Origin of the sequence: Halobacteriovorax sp. RZ-2, assembly GCF_043196685.1 — a bacterium.
GTDB lineage: Bacteria > Bdellovibrionota > Bacteriovoracia > Bacteriovoracales > Bacteriovoracaceae > Halobacteriovorax_A.
Genome location: NZ_JBEBMR010000002.1, coordinates 582,902 through 596,381, shown reverse-complemented (window position 1 = coordinate 596,381; position 13,480 = coordinate 582,902). Strand labels below are relative to the sequence as shown.

Annotated in this window: 16 protein-coding genes; 4 read left to right on the top strand and 12 right to left on the bottom strand. The window is 37.5% G+C overall.

Features of this window, described 5'->3' with window-relative positions; all coding sequences use genetic code 11:
- Positions 1-69 precede the first annotated feature (69 nt).
- Together ABMA78_RS08930 and ABMA78_RS08925 are read right to left on the bottom strand one after the other, a co-directional pair.
- Positions 70-1,047 carry an SAM-dependent methyltransferase gene (locus ABMA78_RS08930; protein ID WP_392859153.1) on the bottom strand — a complete coding sequence of 326 codons (978 nt, stop codon included), beginning with the start codon at positions 1,045-1,047 and terminating at the stop codon, positions 70-72.
- Positions 1,048-1,121: 74 nt separating this feature from the next.
- On the bottom strand, positions 1,122-1,613 hold the full coding sequence (locus ABMA78_RS08925) for a hypothetical protein (RefSeq protein WP_392859151.1): 492 nt from the start codon (positions 1,611-1,613) through the stop codon (positions 1,122-1,124).
- Between the two features lie 76 nt (positions 1,614-1,689).
- Between ABMA78_RS08925 and ABMA78_RS08920 the strand changes: the two genes are divergently transcribed.
- Positions 1,690-3,522, top strand: a complete 1,833-nt coding sequence (locus ABMA78_RS08920; RefSeq protein WP_392859149.1) for a hypothetical protein — start codon at positions 1,690-1,692, stop codon at positions 3,520-3,522.
- Between the two features lie 52 nt (positions 3,523-3,574).
- Here ABMA78_RS08920 and ABMA78_RS08915 read toward each other — a convergent pair whose 3' ends face one another.
- Both ABMA78_RS08915 and ABMA78_RS08910 read right to left on the bottom strand, forming a co-directional pair.
- The gene (locus tag ABMA78_RS08915) at positions 3,575-4,993 is read right to left on the bottom strand and encodes an ankyrin repeat domain-containing protein (protein WP_392859147.1); all 1,419 of its coding nucleotides are present in this window, start codon (positions 4,991-4,993) and stop codon (positions 3,575-3,577) included.
- A 14-nt stretch (positions 4,994-5,007) separates the two neighbouring features.
- Complete coding sequence (locus ABMA78_RS08910) at positions 5,008-5,325, bottom strand: hypothetical protein (RefSeq protein WP_392859144.1); 318 nt, start codon at positions 5,323-5,325, stop codon at positions 5,008-5,010.
- A gap of 305 nt (positions 5,326-5,630) precedes the next feature.
- On the opposite strand from ABMA78_RS08910, the gene ABMA78_RS08905 reads away from it, so the two are divergent.
- On the top strand, positions 5,631-6,068 hold the full coding sequence (locus ABMA78_RS08905) for a hypothetical protein (RefSeq protein WP_392859142.1): 438 nt from the start codon (positions 5,631-5,633) through the stop codon (positions 6,066-6,068).
- Positions 6,069-6,071: 3 nt separating this feature from the next.
- On the opposite strand, the gene ABMA78_RS08900 is transcribed toward ABMA78_RS08905, so the two are convergent.
- The 3 genes from ABMA78_RS08900 to ABMA78_RS08890 form a co-directional block, all read right to left on the bottom strand.
- Positions 6,072-6,599, bottom strand: a complete 528-nt coding sequence (locus tag ABMA78_RS08900; protein WP_392859139.1) for an NUDIX hydrolase — start codon at positions 6,597-6,599, stop codon at positions 6,072-6,074.
- A 14-nt stretch (positions 6,600-6,613) separates the two neighbouring features.
- Positions 6,614-7,012: a hypothetical protein gene (locus tag ABMA78_RS08895; protein WP_392859136.1), complete on the bottom strand. Its 399-nt coding sequence runs from the start codon at positions 7,010-7,012 to the stop codon at positions 6,614-6,616.
- Between the two features lie 93 nt (positions 7,013-7,105).
- Complete coding sequence (locus ABMA78_RS08890; RefSeq protein ID WP_392859134.1) at positions 7,106-8,413, bottom strand: hypothetical protein; 1,308 nt, start codon at positions 8,411-8,413, stop codon at positions 7,106-7,108.
- A 163-nt stretch (positions 8,414-8,576) separates the two neighbouring features.
- Here ABMA78_RS08890 and ABMA78_RS08885 point away from each other — a divergent pair, with 163 nt between their 5' ends.
- Entirely contained in the window at positions 8,577-9,380 is an 804-nt protein-coding gene (locus tag ABMA78_RS08885) for a TIGR02147 family protein (RefSeq protein ID WP_392859131.1), read from the top strand.
- On the opposite strand, the gene ABMA78_RS08880 is transcribed toward ABMA78_RS08885, so the two are convergent.
- The 4 genes from ABMA78_RS08880 to ABMA78_RS08865 all read right to left on the bottom strand — a co-directional run bounded on the left by ABMA78_RS08880 (position 9,381) and on the right by ABMA78_RS08865 (position 12,509).
- Positions 9,381-9,707 (bottom strand): hypothetical protein, encoded by a 327-nt coding sequence (locus tag ABMA78_RS08880; RefSeq protein ID WP_392859129.1) that lies wholly within the window; start codon positions 9,705-9,707, stop codon positions 9,381-9,383.
- 157 nt (positions 9,708-9,864) lie between these two features.
- The gene (locus tag ABMA78_RS08875) at positions 9,865-11,484 is read right to left on the bottom strand and encodes a C1 family peptidase (protein ID WP_392859126.1); all 1,620 of its coding nucleotides are present in this window, start codon (positions 11,482-11,484) and stop codon (positions 9,865-9,867) included.
- Positions 11,485-11,648: 164 nt separating this feature from the next.
- Positions 11,649-12,185 (bottom strand): metalloregulator ArsR/SmtB family transcription factor, encoded by a 537-nt coding sequence (locus ABMA78_RS08870; protein ID WP_103218350.1) that lies wholly within the window; start codon positions 12,183-12,185, stop codon positions 11,649-11,651.
- 3 nt (positions 12,186-12,188) lie between these two features.
- Positions 12,189-12,509 carry a hypothetical protein gene (locus tag ABMA78_RS08865; RefSeq protein ID WP_392859123.1) on the bottom strand — a complete coding sequence of 107 codons (321 nt, stop codon included), beginning with the start codon at positions 12,507-12,509 and terminating at the stop codon, positions 12,189-12,191.
- A gap of 129 nt (positions 12,510-12,638) precedes the next feature.
- On the opposite strand from ABMA78_RS08865, the gene ABMA78_RS08860 reads away from it, so the two are divergent.
- Complete coding sequence (locus ABMA78_RS08860) at positions 12,639-13,271, top strand: metallophosphoesterase family protein (RefSeq protein ID WP_392859122.1); 633 nt, start codon at positions 12,639-12,641, stop codon at positions 13,269-13,271.
- Positions 13,272-13,280: 9 nt separating this feature from the next.
- On the opposite strand, the gene ABMA78_RS08855 is transcribed toward ABMA78_RS08860, so the two are convergent.
- Complete coding sequence (locus ABMA78_RS08855) at positions 13,281-13,472, bottom strand: YwbE family protein (protein ID WP_392859120.1); 192 nt, start codon at positions 13,470-13,472, stop codon at positions 13,281-13,283.
- Positions 13,473-13,480: the final 8 nt, after the last annotated feature.

Here is a 13,480-nt window from a genome sequence, read left to right as displayed (position 1 = left end):
GTGCATCGACACAATTTTTAACACTGACCTTGGGACTAACTTCTTTGGCATATGAGTACCTATTTATAGCTATCTTGTTGCTATAATAACGTACTCCTTTTTGTGGGAAGGAACTTGTCGACTAATGATATTATGAAATCCCCAATCGTAGAATTGATCCTCAAATGATTCGAGGTTTTCGATATACTCCATCTTTACAACTGGAACAGTAAAGATAATTCCTTTTAATGTTCGGTTATACTTCTTTGCTAGTCTTAGGACTTCTTTAATAGACTGTTTAGGATTAATATTAATATCCGCATGAATCCAGCGTACTTCCTCAGGTAGATCTTCATGAGAAAGGTCCTGCACTGATCTTTTCATATGTGTGAAGTTTTTGTGATTAGCGACCTCTGGGTCTAATTTTGCAGGATCTATTCCCACAACCTTGCAACCTTCATCAAGAAGAAGTTGTGATGCACCACCTGGAGCACAACCAAAGTCTAGCCACAAATCCCCTTTATATAATTTGATTGCGTATAGCTTTATGATTTGAGCAAGTTTTAAATAACCTTTAGAAGGTGCATTTTCGGCCACATTTACTTCAACCACTGAGTTAGGATAGCGAGTACATCCATTGGCCACACTATGAGCACCAAACCAAATTTCATTTGGGCCTAGGGCAATTAAATCAATAACAGTCTTACCTTCAGCACTATAGCCATTTACCTCACGTCCAAAGGCCTCTTGAGCATCAAATTCGCTCTCACACCCAATTGTAAAACTGTGAATCATGAAGTTTTCACTATCAAGCCCTGATGCCTTAACATCATTTACAATATTTTCAGGAGTCGATTTTCCATAGAAGATCCCACTACGTGTTGCAAATGTAAGTTGGAGTTGCGAGATTGTTTTCAAGTCATATGCAACACCCGTATTCTTAAATGTGACAAAGCCTTTCTTAGAAAAACTTAAAACCAATTCCGGATAAAATATCTTAATCTCTTCTTTTAAAAGAATTTCATTTCCTGGATTTGTACATACAAAAATATATTGTTGCTGACTCATGGCCATCCTTATATCTCAGGTGCCATGCACCTTTGGTTTCGCACATGCACAACAAAAAGAGCATGGCACCGTTTTTAAAAAATTACTGAAACCTCTTCTAGAAGGGCCGCATGCTTATTTCTAAGCTCAATTGGGTCATCAAAGCTCATCGACGTCGTCTTTTCAAAGAGAATTGTGCTCTCATCACTTGGAAGTTGGCACTTAATAAAGGCAGAGCATTCATTCTTATGCTCCCCTAGCATCTTTGTTTCAATGCACAGATTAATCCTAAGCTCTTGAGAGGCCTTTCCAGGATACTTCTTACATAGCTCAATGAGAGATTTTTTAAGTTCTGGATTATCCCATTTTAGGGCCTCCAAAATTGACGGCTCACAAGATTGCACTCGAAATACATCCCCATCAACAACACACTTAATCCCTTTATCTGTCGAGGTTTCAAGGTAGCGATAGGCAAAATTCTCAAGATTATGAATAAAGAGCGCTGAAACACCATCAGACTCAATTAGCCATTCACGATTCTTAGAATTCATTTCTTCTGTAAGCTTTTCTTTATCAATTTTCGTCATACATACATAATACTTGCTAAATCTAAGCAGTAAAGAGATTCTATAATTATAACTAAATAATAATTGGAGGAAGTAAATGAGTCATGCTATTGAACCATCGTTAAAATCAAAAAAAGCTGGGATAGCCTTCGGCTTCGTCATCTCCTTTGTGCTCGGTTCAGCATTTGTATTTTCAGCACTAAAAGCAGGAATTACCCCAGGAATCAGCCCTCTTGTCGTCTTATTTGGCTGGGTCGCAATGGGTAGCTTCTTTAAAAGCGACATGAAAGGCTTTCTTGCCATGGCCCAAGTAACAGGTTCAGCAGGAGTCGCAGTAACGGCCGGTGTCGCCTTCGTTGCGCCAATCGTTCAAATTCTAGCTGCAGAATTAGGACAACCAGTTCCTCCAGTCGATATTCTATCACTCGTCCTAGCTTCCGCTGCCGGATGTTTCCTAGGTTGGGGCTTTGTGGGCCTTGCAACACAGAGGTTCTTAACAGATCCAAAACTTCCAGCTCCAGAGGCCGTCGCTTGTGACCGCCTTATCCAAACAGCTGCAGAAAATCCTCAGGCCCGTCCACCTTTAAAATTCTCACTTATTCCAGGTCTAGCATTTGGATTTGTGATGGCCTTTCTAAGCCAAATAAAAGTTTTAAAAGCAAGTATCTATGATCTTAAGTTCACTCTAAGTGGAGTTGAAACTAAACTTCCTCTTCCAATTAACCCACTTTACTTTGGTATTGGAGCGCTTCTTACTGTTCCGACGGCAATCCTAATCTTCTTCGGAGGACTTCTGAACGCAGTCGTTAAGGGAATGTCAGCGGCCCAAAATATGCCAGGGACAACTTTTCGTTGGGTTGGTGGTGCTGCCATGGTTGTTGCCGTAGTTTACTCACTAATTGCTTATATTATTGAAGGTAGAAAAACTCGCAACGCTCTAGCTAACAAGGAAGCAGACTATGATGCTGAACAATTAGAAATTCCAGCAAGCGTAAGAAAGCAACTTCTGGCCTCAATTGGCTTTGGTGCATTCTTACTAGTTGCCATGATGATGTATTCAGGAGCAACACTTGTAGGACTTGTTGCACTTGGAATCGTTGCCCTACTGCTTATCTTTTTCCTAAGTGGCCTAGGTGCACTTTTATCACTTCAAGTTGGATCATCTGCTTCACCTGTAAGTGGAACCGTTTTTATGGGAATGCTTGTTCTAAGTTTAGTAGGACTTGCAATTGGTCTTGAAGGTATCCAAGGTGTTTACTTTCTAGTTCCAATTATTGTTGCAGCTTGTGTTGCCATTTGTGCATCTAACGACTCATCACAAGATTATAAGACAATGCAATTTAATGGCCTTAAGGTTTCAAGCTCTTTTGTGGGACAAATCGTAGGTCTTCTAGGTGGTGCAATCTCTGTTCCTCTAGCAATTTACGTAGCTCATGAAACAGGAACTCTTGGAAGCGAGGCCCTACCAGCACCACAGGCAGCTTTCTTTGCAACTGTACTAAAATCGCTATTTATTCAAAGTGATATTCCAATGATGCCAGTTCTTGCAGGTACAGGTCTTGGACTTCTTGCAGTTATTGTTGAAATCATCGGAAAGCGTAAGGGTGTAATCCTAAGCTCTCTTGCTTTTGCAGTTGGAATCTATCTTCCTTCATATATCGGAACGGGAATTCTTCTAGGTTCTCTTGCAAGACTAGCTGGGACAAAGTCAGTGACAAAGATCACTCACCGAGGAATCCTGACGGCCGCAGGTCTAATCACAGGAGACGCTCTATTTGCTCTTCTTTTTGGAATCCTTGCAATTGGCGGAATGGAGATTGCAGGAGTTAAGGACTTTAATTTTCAAACAAGCCTAAGCGTCTTATTCTTTGTAGGTCTTCTGCTTACGACAGCGATTAACTACGCTAAGACTTCTTCGATTGAAAAATAATACCTCGATACATAACAAAAAAAGGGAAGCTTATGCTTCCCTTTATTTATGGCTAATATCCGCAACCGACTCCACTTGAAGAAGGTTCTACATACTCACCATTTCCAAAATTATCATTCTCTTTAAACATATGATGAATTTTATCGAATGTTTCAATCCACTTATTCTTTTCAACGATACTTTTAAACGGCATGATGAAGCTTAAGCTTCTAGAGATACCGTCTGCCCCAGTAAATACTGTATTAATTGCTGTAAACTTTAATCCAACAACTCCGACATGAGAAGGAACTGAAACTTCTTCGAATGGTCTAAACGTTCTAAAGTCTGCTTCAATTGTTTCGTCATACCCACATACCTTTTTTGACTTTGCATCCTTAACTTCAAATCCAATTTTTGAACTCGTATTATAAAGTTGTTTTGTAATGTATCTTGAGGCAACTCCAATATCCCAAAGATCAGTACCTTCAGTATTCTTAAATGCTTGGTTACTTAGTTCCATTAGTTCCTGAATTAAAGCAACTGTCTTCTCTTTTTCAGCAAGAATATTCTGAGCACTAGTTGTCCAACCGCTCTTTGGAGCTAGAAGCTCCACAATTACCCTTGAGTTGTTATTAGCTGCTACCACAATTGGAACATCCTCATTAGCTCCTCTCAAATCAACGTCAACATCACCTTCTTCAACTAAAACTCTAACCACTTCAGAATGATTATTAAAGACAGCTAACGATAAAGGTGTTGAACCACTAGTATTTTTAATATCGACGTATGCACCTGCTTCAATTAAGTCACTTACAACTTGAACGTAATTTCGAGAAGAGGCCCAATGTAAAGGAGTATCCTTGTACTTATTTCGAACATTAGGATTCATTCGATTCTCTATTAAGAGTAATGCTATATGCTCAGAATACTCCTCTCCTCTAGCCAGAGTTCTGAGTAGAGCATTAGAGCCATTTGAATCTCTATACCTCATATTTGCTAATTTATTATCAATCAAATATTTAACTAACTCAAAACGATCTTTAGACCCAATTTTAGGAGTATAACTAGCAATATGAAGAGCATCATTCCTTGAGGGCCCAATATTTGTAAATGATGCATTAGCATCTTCAAAATAGCGTAGGCATTTTATACAACCGGTATAAACAGCGAGGCTGACTGCACTGCTCCCATTCTTAGTAACTTGGTCATAGTTGATCCCGGAAGAAGACAAGAAAGAGTATCTTTCAATAACTCTAAGAACACTCGGCTTATTATTCCAGGCTGCAAGAGTTGCAATAGTGTCACCATTGTCATTTAGAGCTCTATTAAAATCAATTTCCTCACCTCGGTATTCTACTTCGGATAAGAAAAAATCTAACTCTTGATCGTTCTCGTTTATAACAATTCTTCTTAGCTCATTGTAATCAACAGCGGCAAAAGTATTGGCAACTAAAAGAAATGTACTCAATATAAGAAGCAATATATTTTTCAAGACTCCCCCTATACCTAGAAACGACAGTTAAAATTAACGTTAGCATCAACTAGAGGATCAACATATGGATTATTCGCTCTCACAAATCCATTGATACACTGACCTGGCATTACATAACCATTTTGGAATGCAGTCATCCATGCACCATACGCAGTCATACCACGCATATTCATATTACAATAAATAGGTCTGCTATAGTAATGGTTACAAACTTCACAAACAGCTTGTCCTCCACCATTGACCCAGCAATTAGCATTTGCATTAACATATGCTTGAGCATTAGATAAAGTACCAACAATAACGAATGCCAAAAGCATCATAAACTTTTTCATGAGAATCTCCTTTAAAATTAATCGTATGGAGCCTCAATACGTTTCACTAAATATCATTGTCAATGAGTGCAAATTCATAGAGAAATTCAACTCTTTAGAATATCTTTAGATTTAGAGTTTAAGCTACTCTTAACTAGGCTATGAAACAGGTATGCTACAAATTGAGCAAGATAGAACTTAAGAAAAACTTTACCTACGCAAAATTAGCAAGATAGAGGTGTCAAATATTGTCAAAAATACACTCTCTAACTAAACCTAATCAATTTGGTATATATATTTAAAAAAGATTATTCAAAGGCAATTTTATGAAATTATTAAATATCATTCTATTACTACTAGCTGTTTCTTTCACTGCCACGGCCCGCCCAAGAGATGGTGCCCTTTACTGCGGGAAACACGAGTCTCACATTAAGATCTATTTCAAACAAGATTCTAAACTTTACTACTATATTGATAACACTGACTTGAGGAATCTCAAAGAATACAGATGTGTTGAATTCACACCAGAACTTCCGTTCTACGATGAAGTTCAAAGTGCCTACCTAAAAGCACAAAAAGACGTTGAAAAATATAGTTCAGCTTCTACTGCTCTTTATCGACTTGAACATGACACGCGCTACTACTGTGGAAATCCACAATCAGGTGGACTATACGCTGCTTACACAAAGAAGTATTCTGAAGCGCTATACCTTTACGATATTGAGTCAAAGACTTTTGATACTTACGATTGTATTAATCTTTAGTACTTATAAGAACTCTTCACGTATAAGCTTTAAAAGATAAGTCTCACGTTCAATGGACATGCCTTTCTTCTCACTTGAGGCAATGGTCTGTTCATTGTGAGCAATTGCATCGTGGATATTTATCCACTTTGGTTTCATACCATTATTCACTTCATAATGTTCTAGCTGCGTTTGGCCTAAGTCGTAATCCACAAAACAAGTAAAACAGTATGAAATCATATGCTGGATATCGAAGTCTGGTTTATACCATGGCCTAAATTCTTCATAGATACCAAACTCTTTGACCTCTCGAATATTTTGAGCGCCAGTTTCTTCTTTTAGCTCACGAATCATCCCGGCCTTGATATCTTCACCGCTATCAAGACCCCCTCCAGGAAGACTATAGTCATCATACCTTTCAGTATAGAGCATGAGAATCATCTCACCATTAAGAGCAATGGCCCTTGTAGCAAGACGTTTGAAGACACTCTTTTCTTCAATCGATTCCCTCGATCCAATATCTGGATGAATAGTACTCTTTATCATTCTCATTAATCTAGAACTTCCTAATTTTGGACCACTTCACCACAAGTAAGCATTTTCTTTCCGTAATATGGATTCTTAACAGAAGATCCTTTTTGAATCCAACGGGCCTTTGCCATTGGGCATTTCACGATCTTCAGGTCGCTATTTTCAAGTGATTTTCCATTCTTGATATAAATTTCAGAAAGAAGTTTGAATGAATCTCTTAAAGCACTGACACTTTTTATATTCTTATCACAGTCACCGTATTTATAATCTTTAGCATAGTGACCTAGTTCTTTCGTACACATCGTTTTCCAAGACTTTAAGGCCTTATTTAAATCACCCTCAACTAATGACTTCTGAAGACTTAGGTAATTTTGATATTCTAACTCATGGCAAAAAACGTTTAAAGATAATATTAAAGCTATAAATAATTTCATAATTTCTCCTATGGGTAGCATGATATTACACATACCCCCCTAGGGTATATCGCAAAAACTATAAAATCAAATTATTACTTATTATCTCTAGAACTAATAAGCTTCAATTAAGGCACCTCTCTCAAGTAGCTTTTTATGTCGCTGTTTTAGTTTCTGAATTTCATTTAAAAATTGAAGGCGCTCCTTCACTTGATAGAATTCATAAGGAATCTTACCACTTTCAATATAATCAATTATTAAGCTCTCACTTATTGTTTCTAGACTGATAATTGAGTTCATTGATCGAATAGCATCCGTTAACTCTAAGGCAGGCCTTGAAGCTTTTACACGAAGTTGACTAGTAATGACTTCGTGAATGCCACTAGAGAGATCAAGTAAGAGATTTGCCTTCTTATCTTCAAATGTCACTTCATAAAGTTTATCAAGGGCCGTTACGCTCTCCATTAGAACACTAGAGTTATCAATATTATCGATGCTACCTTGAATAATAGAAAGGAGCTCAGGATAGTTAGTTAATCTCTCATCTAAAATAAGATTTCTTAGTCTTTCTTTGCTTTGAGCAAGCTGATCCTTACTCTTATAGTGTAGCGCCGTAATTGAGTCTTTATGATAATAGGCCCTAGAGTCAAGGGTTTCACCTTCGATAGGTTCAGTAAGGGTAATTCGGTAAGTGATATCATGGATTACTTCTTCACTTAACTTATCACCATAGCTAATACTCATATGTCTTAAAGCTTCATGAATAAGAAGCCCTATTTTTGAAAAGTCACCGACACTATTCCAAACAGGAGTAGAAATCCAGGCGCCTTTATCTCCAGAATAAAAAACTGCACCTTGAAAAATCTCTCCCTCATAAAAGCTTCTAACTCGATGTGGAGTAAATCTCCAATCAGCTCCCTTTAGGGCGGACTTAATCCCATGAGTAATCAAAGGACTACTCTCTTGCCACTTCTCGATTCTCTCTTCTAAAAGTGGATATATTTCCATTTCTTTAATACGGTCAAAAGTGAATTTCTCATAACCAAGAACACTGGCATATTTTTTCAAGACAACTGATGAACCTTGAGAATAATTAAATTCATCAACAAAGTTTTGATCATAAACAGCAATGTCTAATAAGATAGGTGCACCGACTCCTGTTTTAACAATCGTTCCTCCACCAGAACTCTCAAAGCCACCCTCATCTGAATTGTCCTGCACACTCTTTTTTAAAAAAGAATTTAAATCTAGTTGCTGAGGCTTTTCCTTATGAAGATTAAACTTCTTAATATCAAGAAGTGTCTTATACTTTGATAAATCCACTTGAACTTTATGCTTAATATCCAAACTTTCCACACCAAAGGCCTGGTGATTCAAGCATAAGCATAGTCCAATTAGTGAAATAAGTTTTTGTGTCTTCATGGTTTCAATATAGACCAAAAGCAATTTAGCAAAGGGCAAAGTGTTTAATTTATAGGCCCTGTATTTAATAAATACACAACGATGCCGAAGCTAACTAAAAATATGCTAAAGTATTAACTAATACTACGAAGAAGAGAACACAAGCCAATAATAACGAGAGCTTATGGATATTTTCAGTTATCAAAATTACAAAGATTTCACTATTGATGCTCTTGAAGAGCTTGGAAAACGGGTGCGCGGGACAAGGTCGAGACTTGCTGAAAAGCTGGCCTGCCAAACGGCCTATATCTCGCAAGTCCTAAACAAAGATGCTCACTTTAGTCTTGAGCAGGCACTACTCACAGCAGATTTTCTGTCTCTATCAAATAAGCAGACGGAGTTCTATTTAACGCTAGTTAATTATCAGCGCGCTGGAAATAAGAGATTAAGTGACTATTACAAGCTCAAGATAGATGAGCTTGTCAAAGACTCAAAAGATCTCAGTAAACGCCTAACTGATAAGAAAGAGCTAACAAAAGAGCAGCAATACGAATACTACTCAAGCTGGCATTATCTTGCGATCCACGCCTACCTCTCAATCACAAAGCAGTATGACAGAGAAGTGATCGCTGCAACTTTTTCAATTTCCACAGAGACTGTGGCAAAGGTTATCGACTTCCTTTTGGATGCGGGGCTTATTACTAATGACGGTGATAAAATAAAGCTTACATCAAAAAGTTTTCACCTTGGAAAGAACTCTCCAATGATTGCAAGACATCACTCAAATTGGCGTCTGCGTGCGATGGAAAGTATGGACCGAGCAACTGAAGATGAGCTTCACTATTCCTCTGTTATCACTCTTTCTAAGGAAGATTTGCCAAAGGTTAATGGCATCATGGTAAAGGCCATTGAAGAGATACGTGAGGTAGTAAAGAAGACAACCCAAGAGGATGTCTTCTGTTACACGATGGATCTCTTTAAAGTTTAGTTAAGGTCTAGCCGCTAGCATAACTTCATGAAGTAGTGCTGAAAAAATCGCTAACTTATTGGCGAATTCATCATCCATTGTTACTTCAAATCTCTCATCAAGTTCGAGGATATTTGAAAGAATAATTTTTGAATCATCTAAATTATTTAAACTCTCTTCAAAGATTAGCTTAATCTGAGAATCGGCCATAAGCTCACTATCTTCACCAATAAACGTCTCAAGTTGAGTAACGATATTAACAAGTCTTGAGTTTTCAACCTCTGTAGAAGCAAAAGTGTTTAGTGAAAGAATTAAGCTACTAAGTAAAATCATCATTGTCTTTTTCATTTGTATTCTCCTTTTCTTTTTGTTTTGTTGAAGGAGTTATAGACCAACAGATGACGCACCGATAGATTAAATTAATTAAAAAAATCAGCCTTTCTTAAGCTCAGCTATGAAAACCACTTAAAATAATATAATTACAATAACTTACGATAGATCATTTTTAAAACCCTAGCTCACATTTCGTTAGCTGTTGATCTCTATAGTAGCCATCAGACATTAATCTTGCAGCACTCTTACACTCGTATACGGTGTATTCGCCCTCATAAATGTCTTTGCAATTTTCGAGTTGAGTGTACTTGTCCATGCTCTTAGGAATCGATCTAATGAGACTACTACAATGAGAAAAGTTAGATTGCCCCTTAAGCTCTTTAAAGCAACTAGCAACCTTATCCATATAGATAATATCAAAAAGCGTTGCATGAGATAGACACTCTTGAAGCGTGTAACTACCCTTAAATTTATCAAAACATTTTTGCTTGTCAGGATTAGTGCCTGTTTTTGATGCTTCAGAACAGTCTTTGAATGTTTCTACATAAGCGGGAAAAGTGAGCTTATTAAAGGTATAGTCAATATTTTCATCTTCTTTATCACTTACTTTATTAACTAGAGTGAATAGGTAGAGCTCTTCTTTTAGCTTTTTGAGTTTATGTCTTACGTTTTTAAAACTTACTTCTTTAATTTCATCTAAATCTAGATTTCCAGAATCATCAGTTGTTGCATAGTGAAACAACGTAGCAAACCTTTCATCAAGTGTGATGATTTTTGGCTCACCGGCTTCATCAATTCTTACAATTGCAAACTGAATTTTAAACTGTGTTTTTGGTAAGTACTCTACCCTTCCATTGATTTTTATATTTATGTCACTACCATCAAAATCAATATCTGACTTCAGTGATACCTTAGGAGATGTAGCTGCTGGCACTTTCGGCTTAATAAGCTTCAATTTTTTCTTTAGCTCGACGGCCATAATTTCAGGGGCCCCATAGAGTTTATTAATATACTCAAAGGTAATTGTTCCATACCCATTACTTCCCCAGCTTTTTCCATAGCTATTTTTGAACTTAAAAGTTTTATCTTTTAGGTTATAACCTGTTATGACGATGGAGTGAGCAAAACACTGATTAGAAATATTGCATTCATCTCTTAGTCTTGTATTATATTTGATCTCTCCATTTTTCGAACTAAGCATTATGTCATCGTTAATTACGATATTAACAGATACTGGCCGTTTATTTTTAGCGAGGTATGAAATAATTAGATCAGATCTTTGATTTTCATAATCGTCTATATCAGTGATTTCTAAATTATTCCCTAATGAGATAATTCTATTTTTATCGGCACTGCTATTATGGTGGTAGCATTCATAACCAGATGATCTAACAGAGGCGTCTTCTGAGCATGGCATGCCTGGGGAGAACCAGCTTTGCTGGTAAGGTAGCTCCTGCTCAAAAGTGATCCCATACTTTTTTGCTGCATAAAGATTCCTAATGACACTAGAGCCTTCTTCTAATTCTCCATAACGAGCATAGTTCTTGGTAGCATAAATCATAAATTGTTCAGAGATATTTATCTCAATATTTTGCTGTTTAATTATTTCACTTTCTAATAAGGAGGTAGCACTAAAGAATGTACATGCCCCTCGATTTCCTTGATTTTTAACTGAAGACTGAATGCTACTTAAATCCAGTGAAGCCGGAATTACAGACTCACTCGCTATTGCGAAATTGCAAACAGATAACTGCAAGGCCAAAATTGTGAATAAAAATAATGAGTACTTCATAATTCCAAACTTTTAAAAGAGTTGTATCAGTAATTAGATACAGCAAGACTGAAGCCAGTTTTTACTGAGAAGTGGGCTTTTGAGGTGTGGATAATCAGCTAGTTATGGGTTGAGAACGAAGTAAAGTGTTGAATAAATTGTAAATGTACAAAAATTGGGCAGCATTAAGCTTTTACGCGGTAGATGCCGGCCTTTCTCTCCATTAGCTTCTCTGCAATGAACTCACGTCTAATGGTACAAAAGTCTTCGTTATACTTTTCAATCCTTTCGTTAACTTCAGCTTCTGTGTAATCACGGCCCTTTTTAAATTCTTGTAAGAGATGCTTTAAAATAACGAGTCGTTTTTTACGTTGTACAGGGATCGACTTAAGCACACCATTTTTAAAAAATGACTTGATGATCTTCTGTTCATATTGAACTTCATTTTCATCTTCGTTTGAAATTGAAACCTCTAAAATTGAACTTAGGATATTCTTATCAAGCATCTTCTTTTGTAGTGAGAAGACTTTGTAGTACTGCTCCTTGCGCGACTTAATAAGTCCTACAGCTTCAAGCTTTTTCAAGTGATGCGTAATCGTTCCAGGAGACAGAGAAAGTCTTTCTGCAAGAACTTCTGCATAGAGATCTTTCTCTGCCAGGCTTCTGATAATACTTAATCTCGCCTCATCACCTAAAACTTTAAATACGTTCGCAAGACTCATCTCTTAACCTTCGCCAAGGGATGCGCGCATTTCTTGCACAGATGGAAGAGATACGATCCACTCAAATGTACTAAGCTTAACCATCGCCTTGTCTGCATCTTCATCACGTCCAAATCTGATGTCTTCGCTATAGCTCTGTGACCAATCACGGTACATAAGTTTTGTCGTCTTGATGAAATTAGCAGTCGTAGCATTTCCGTAAAGCTCTTCCATAATTTCAAAAACATTCTCTTTAATCTTTCTTTCAACGTTGATATCGATTTTTCCTCTTGAAAGGTTCGATGCCTGCTTTGAAAGTTCTTTCAATTCATCCAAAAAATTCATTTTTACCTCCTGAATCTGTTTTGATACTTGCCAAAATAGACTCAAGAAATAGAAAGGTCAATATTTATTTTGATATTTATCAAATTAGATTTAAAACCAGTATATTAAAACATATGCTATTATACCTAAATGAAACTAACCTTCTTTTCAGACACTCATAATCGCCACAGCGAAGTTCCCTTCGAATCAGGGGATATCCTCTTTCACACAGGAGACTTCACACGCCGTGGCTCGCTGGAGGATACGAGAGCATTTGCAGAATTTGTCGCAGGCCTTGACTTCAAACACAAAATCGTCATCGCTGGAAACCACGACTTCTGCTTTGATGATGAAAGAAAGGAAGAGGCCGAAGCAATTTTAAAAGAAAACGGCATCATCTACTTAAATGATTCAGGAATTGAAATTGAAGGATTTAAAATCTGGGGCTCACCAATTCAGCCATGGTTTCATGACTGGGCATTTAACAGACACCGAGGTCCTGAGATTCAAAAACATTGGGACTTAATCCCAAATGATACTGACATCCTCCTCACCCACGGGCCACCTCGCGCCGTGATGGACTTATGTGCAAATGGCGAACGTGTCGGATGCACAGACCTGCTAAAAACTATTCAACGAGTACAGCCTCGCGTACATGCCTACGGCCATATCCACGAAGGCTACGGCACTGATATTTTTGGTGGAATCATATTCGTTAACTCTTGTAGCTTGGATGAGAGTTACAATTATAAGAATGCGCCGATTACATTGGAGTTAAGCTAACAAGAGATGCTAAAGAATTTCTTTTACGCGTCCAACCTCTCCGCTTTCAAGACGAACCTTGATCCCATGCGGATGATAATCTGACTTCGTTAGAATATCTTTTACGATACCTTCAGTAAGGTTTCCTGTTCGCTGATCTTTCTTTAAGACGATACGGACTCGCTCGCCTATTTCGATATGGTCTCTTACATTTCCTTCCATGGTTTATT

What these genes read in the sequence shown, in the direction of transcription:
- ABMA78_RS08875 (WP_392859126.1), bottom strand. Translation starts at nt 11,484, where the DNA reads ATGAAGTACTCATTATTTTTATTCACAATTTTGGCCTTGCAGTTATCT.
- ABMA78_RS08890 (WP_392859134.1), bottom strand. Translation starts at nt 8,413, where the DNA reads ATGAAGACACAAAAACTTATTTCACTAATTGGACTATGCTTATGCTTG.
- ABMA78_RS08910 (WP_392859144.1), bottom strand. Translation starts at nt 5,325, where the DNA reads ATGAAAAAGTTTATGATGCTTTTGGCATTCGTTATTGTTGGTACTTTA.
- ABMA78_RS08885 (WP_392859131.1), top strand. Translation starts at nt 8,577, where the DNA reads ATGGATATTTTCAGTTATCAAAATTACAAAGATTTCACTATTGATGCT.
- ABMA78_RS08920 (WP_392859149.1), top strand. Translation starts at nt 1,690, where the DNA reads ATGAGTCATGCTATTGAACCATCGTTAAAATCAAAAAAAGCTGGGATA.
- ABMA78_RS08930 (WP_392859153.1), bottom strand. Translation starts at nt 1,047, where the DNA reads ATGAGTCAGCAACAATATATTTTTGTATGTACAAATCCAGGAAATGAA.
- ABMA78_RS08900 (WP_392859139.1), bottom strand. Translation starts at nt 6,599, where the DNA reads ATGAGAATGATAAAGAGTACTATTCATCCAGATATTGGATCGAGGGAA.
- ABMA78_RS08870 (WP_103218350.1), bottom strand. Translation starts at nt 12,185, where the DNA reads ATGAGTCTTGCGAACGTATTTAAAGTTTTAGGTGATGAGGCGAGATTA.
- ABMA78_RS08880 (WP_392859129.1), bottom strand. Translation starts at nt 9,707, where the DNA reads ATGAAAAAGACAATGATGATTTTACTTAGTAGCTTAATTCTTTCACTA.
- ABMA78_RS08860 (WP_392859122.1), top strand. Translation starts at nt 12,639, where the DNA reads ATGAAACTAACCTTCTTTTCAGACACTCATAATCGCCACAGCGAAGTT.
- ABMA78_RS08925 (WP_392859151.1), bottom strand. Translation starts at nt 1,613, where the DNA reads ATGACGAAAATTGATAAAGAAAAGCTTACAGAAGAAATGAATTCTAAG.
- ABMA78_RS08905 (WP_392859142.1), top strand. Translation starts at nt 5,631, where the DNA reads ATGAAATTATTAAATATCATTCTATTACTACTAGCTGTTTCTTTCACT.
- ABMA78_RS08855 (WP_392859120.1), bottom strand. Translation starts at nt 13,472, where the DNA reads ATGGAAGGAAATGTAAGAGACCATATCGAAATAGGCGAGCGAGTCCGT.
- ABMA78_RS08865 (WP_392859123.1), bottom strand. Translation starts at nt 12,509, where the DNA reads ATGAATTTTTTGGATGAATTGAAAGAACTTTCAAAGCAGGCATCGAAC.
- ABMA78_RS08895 (WP_392859136.1), bottom strand. Translation starts at nt 7,012, where the DNA reads ATGAAATTATTTATAGCTTTAATATTATCTTTAAACGTTTTTTGCCAT.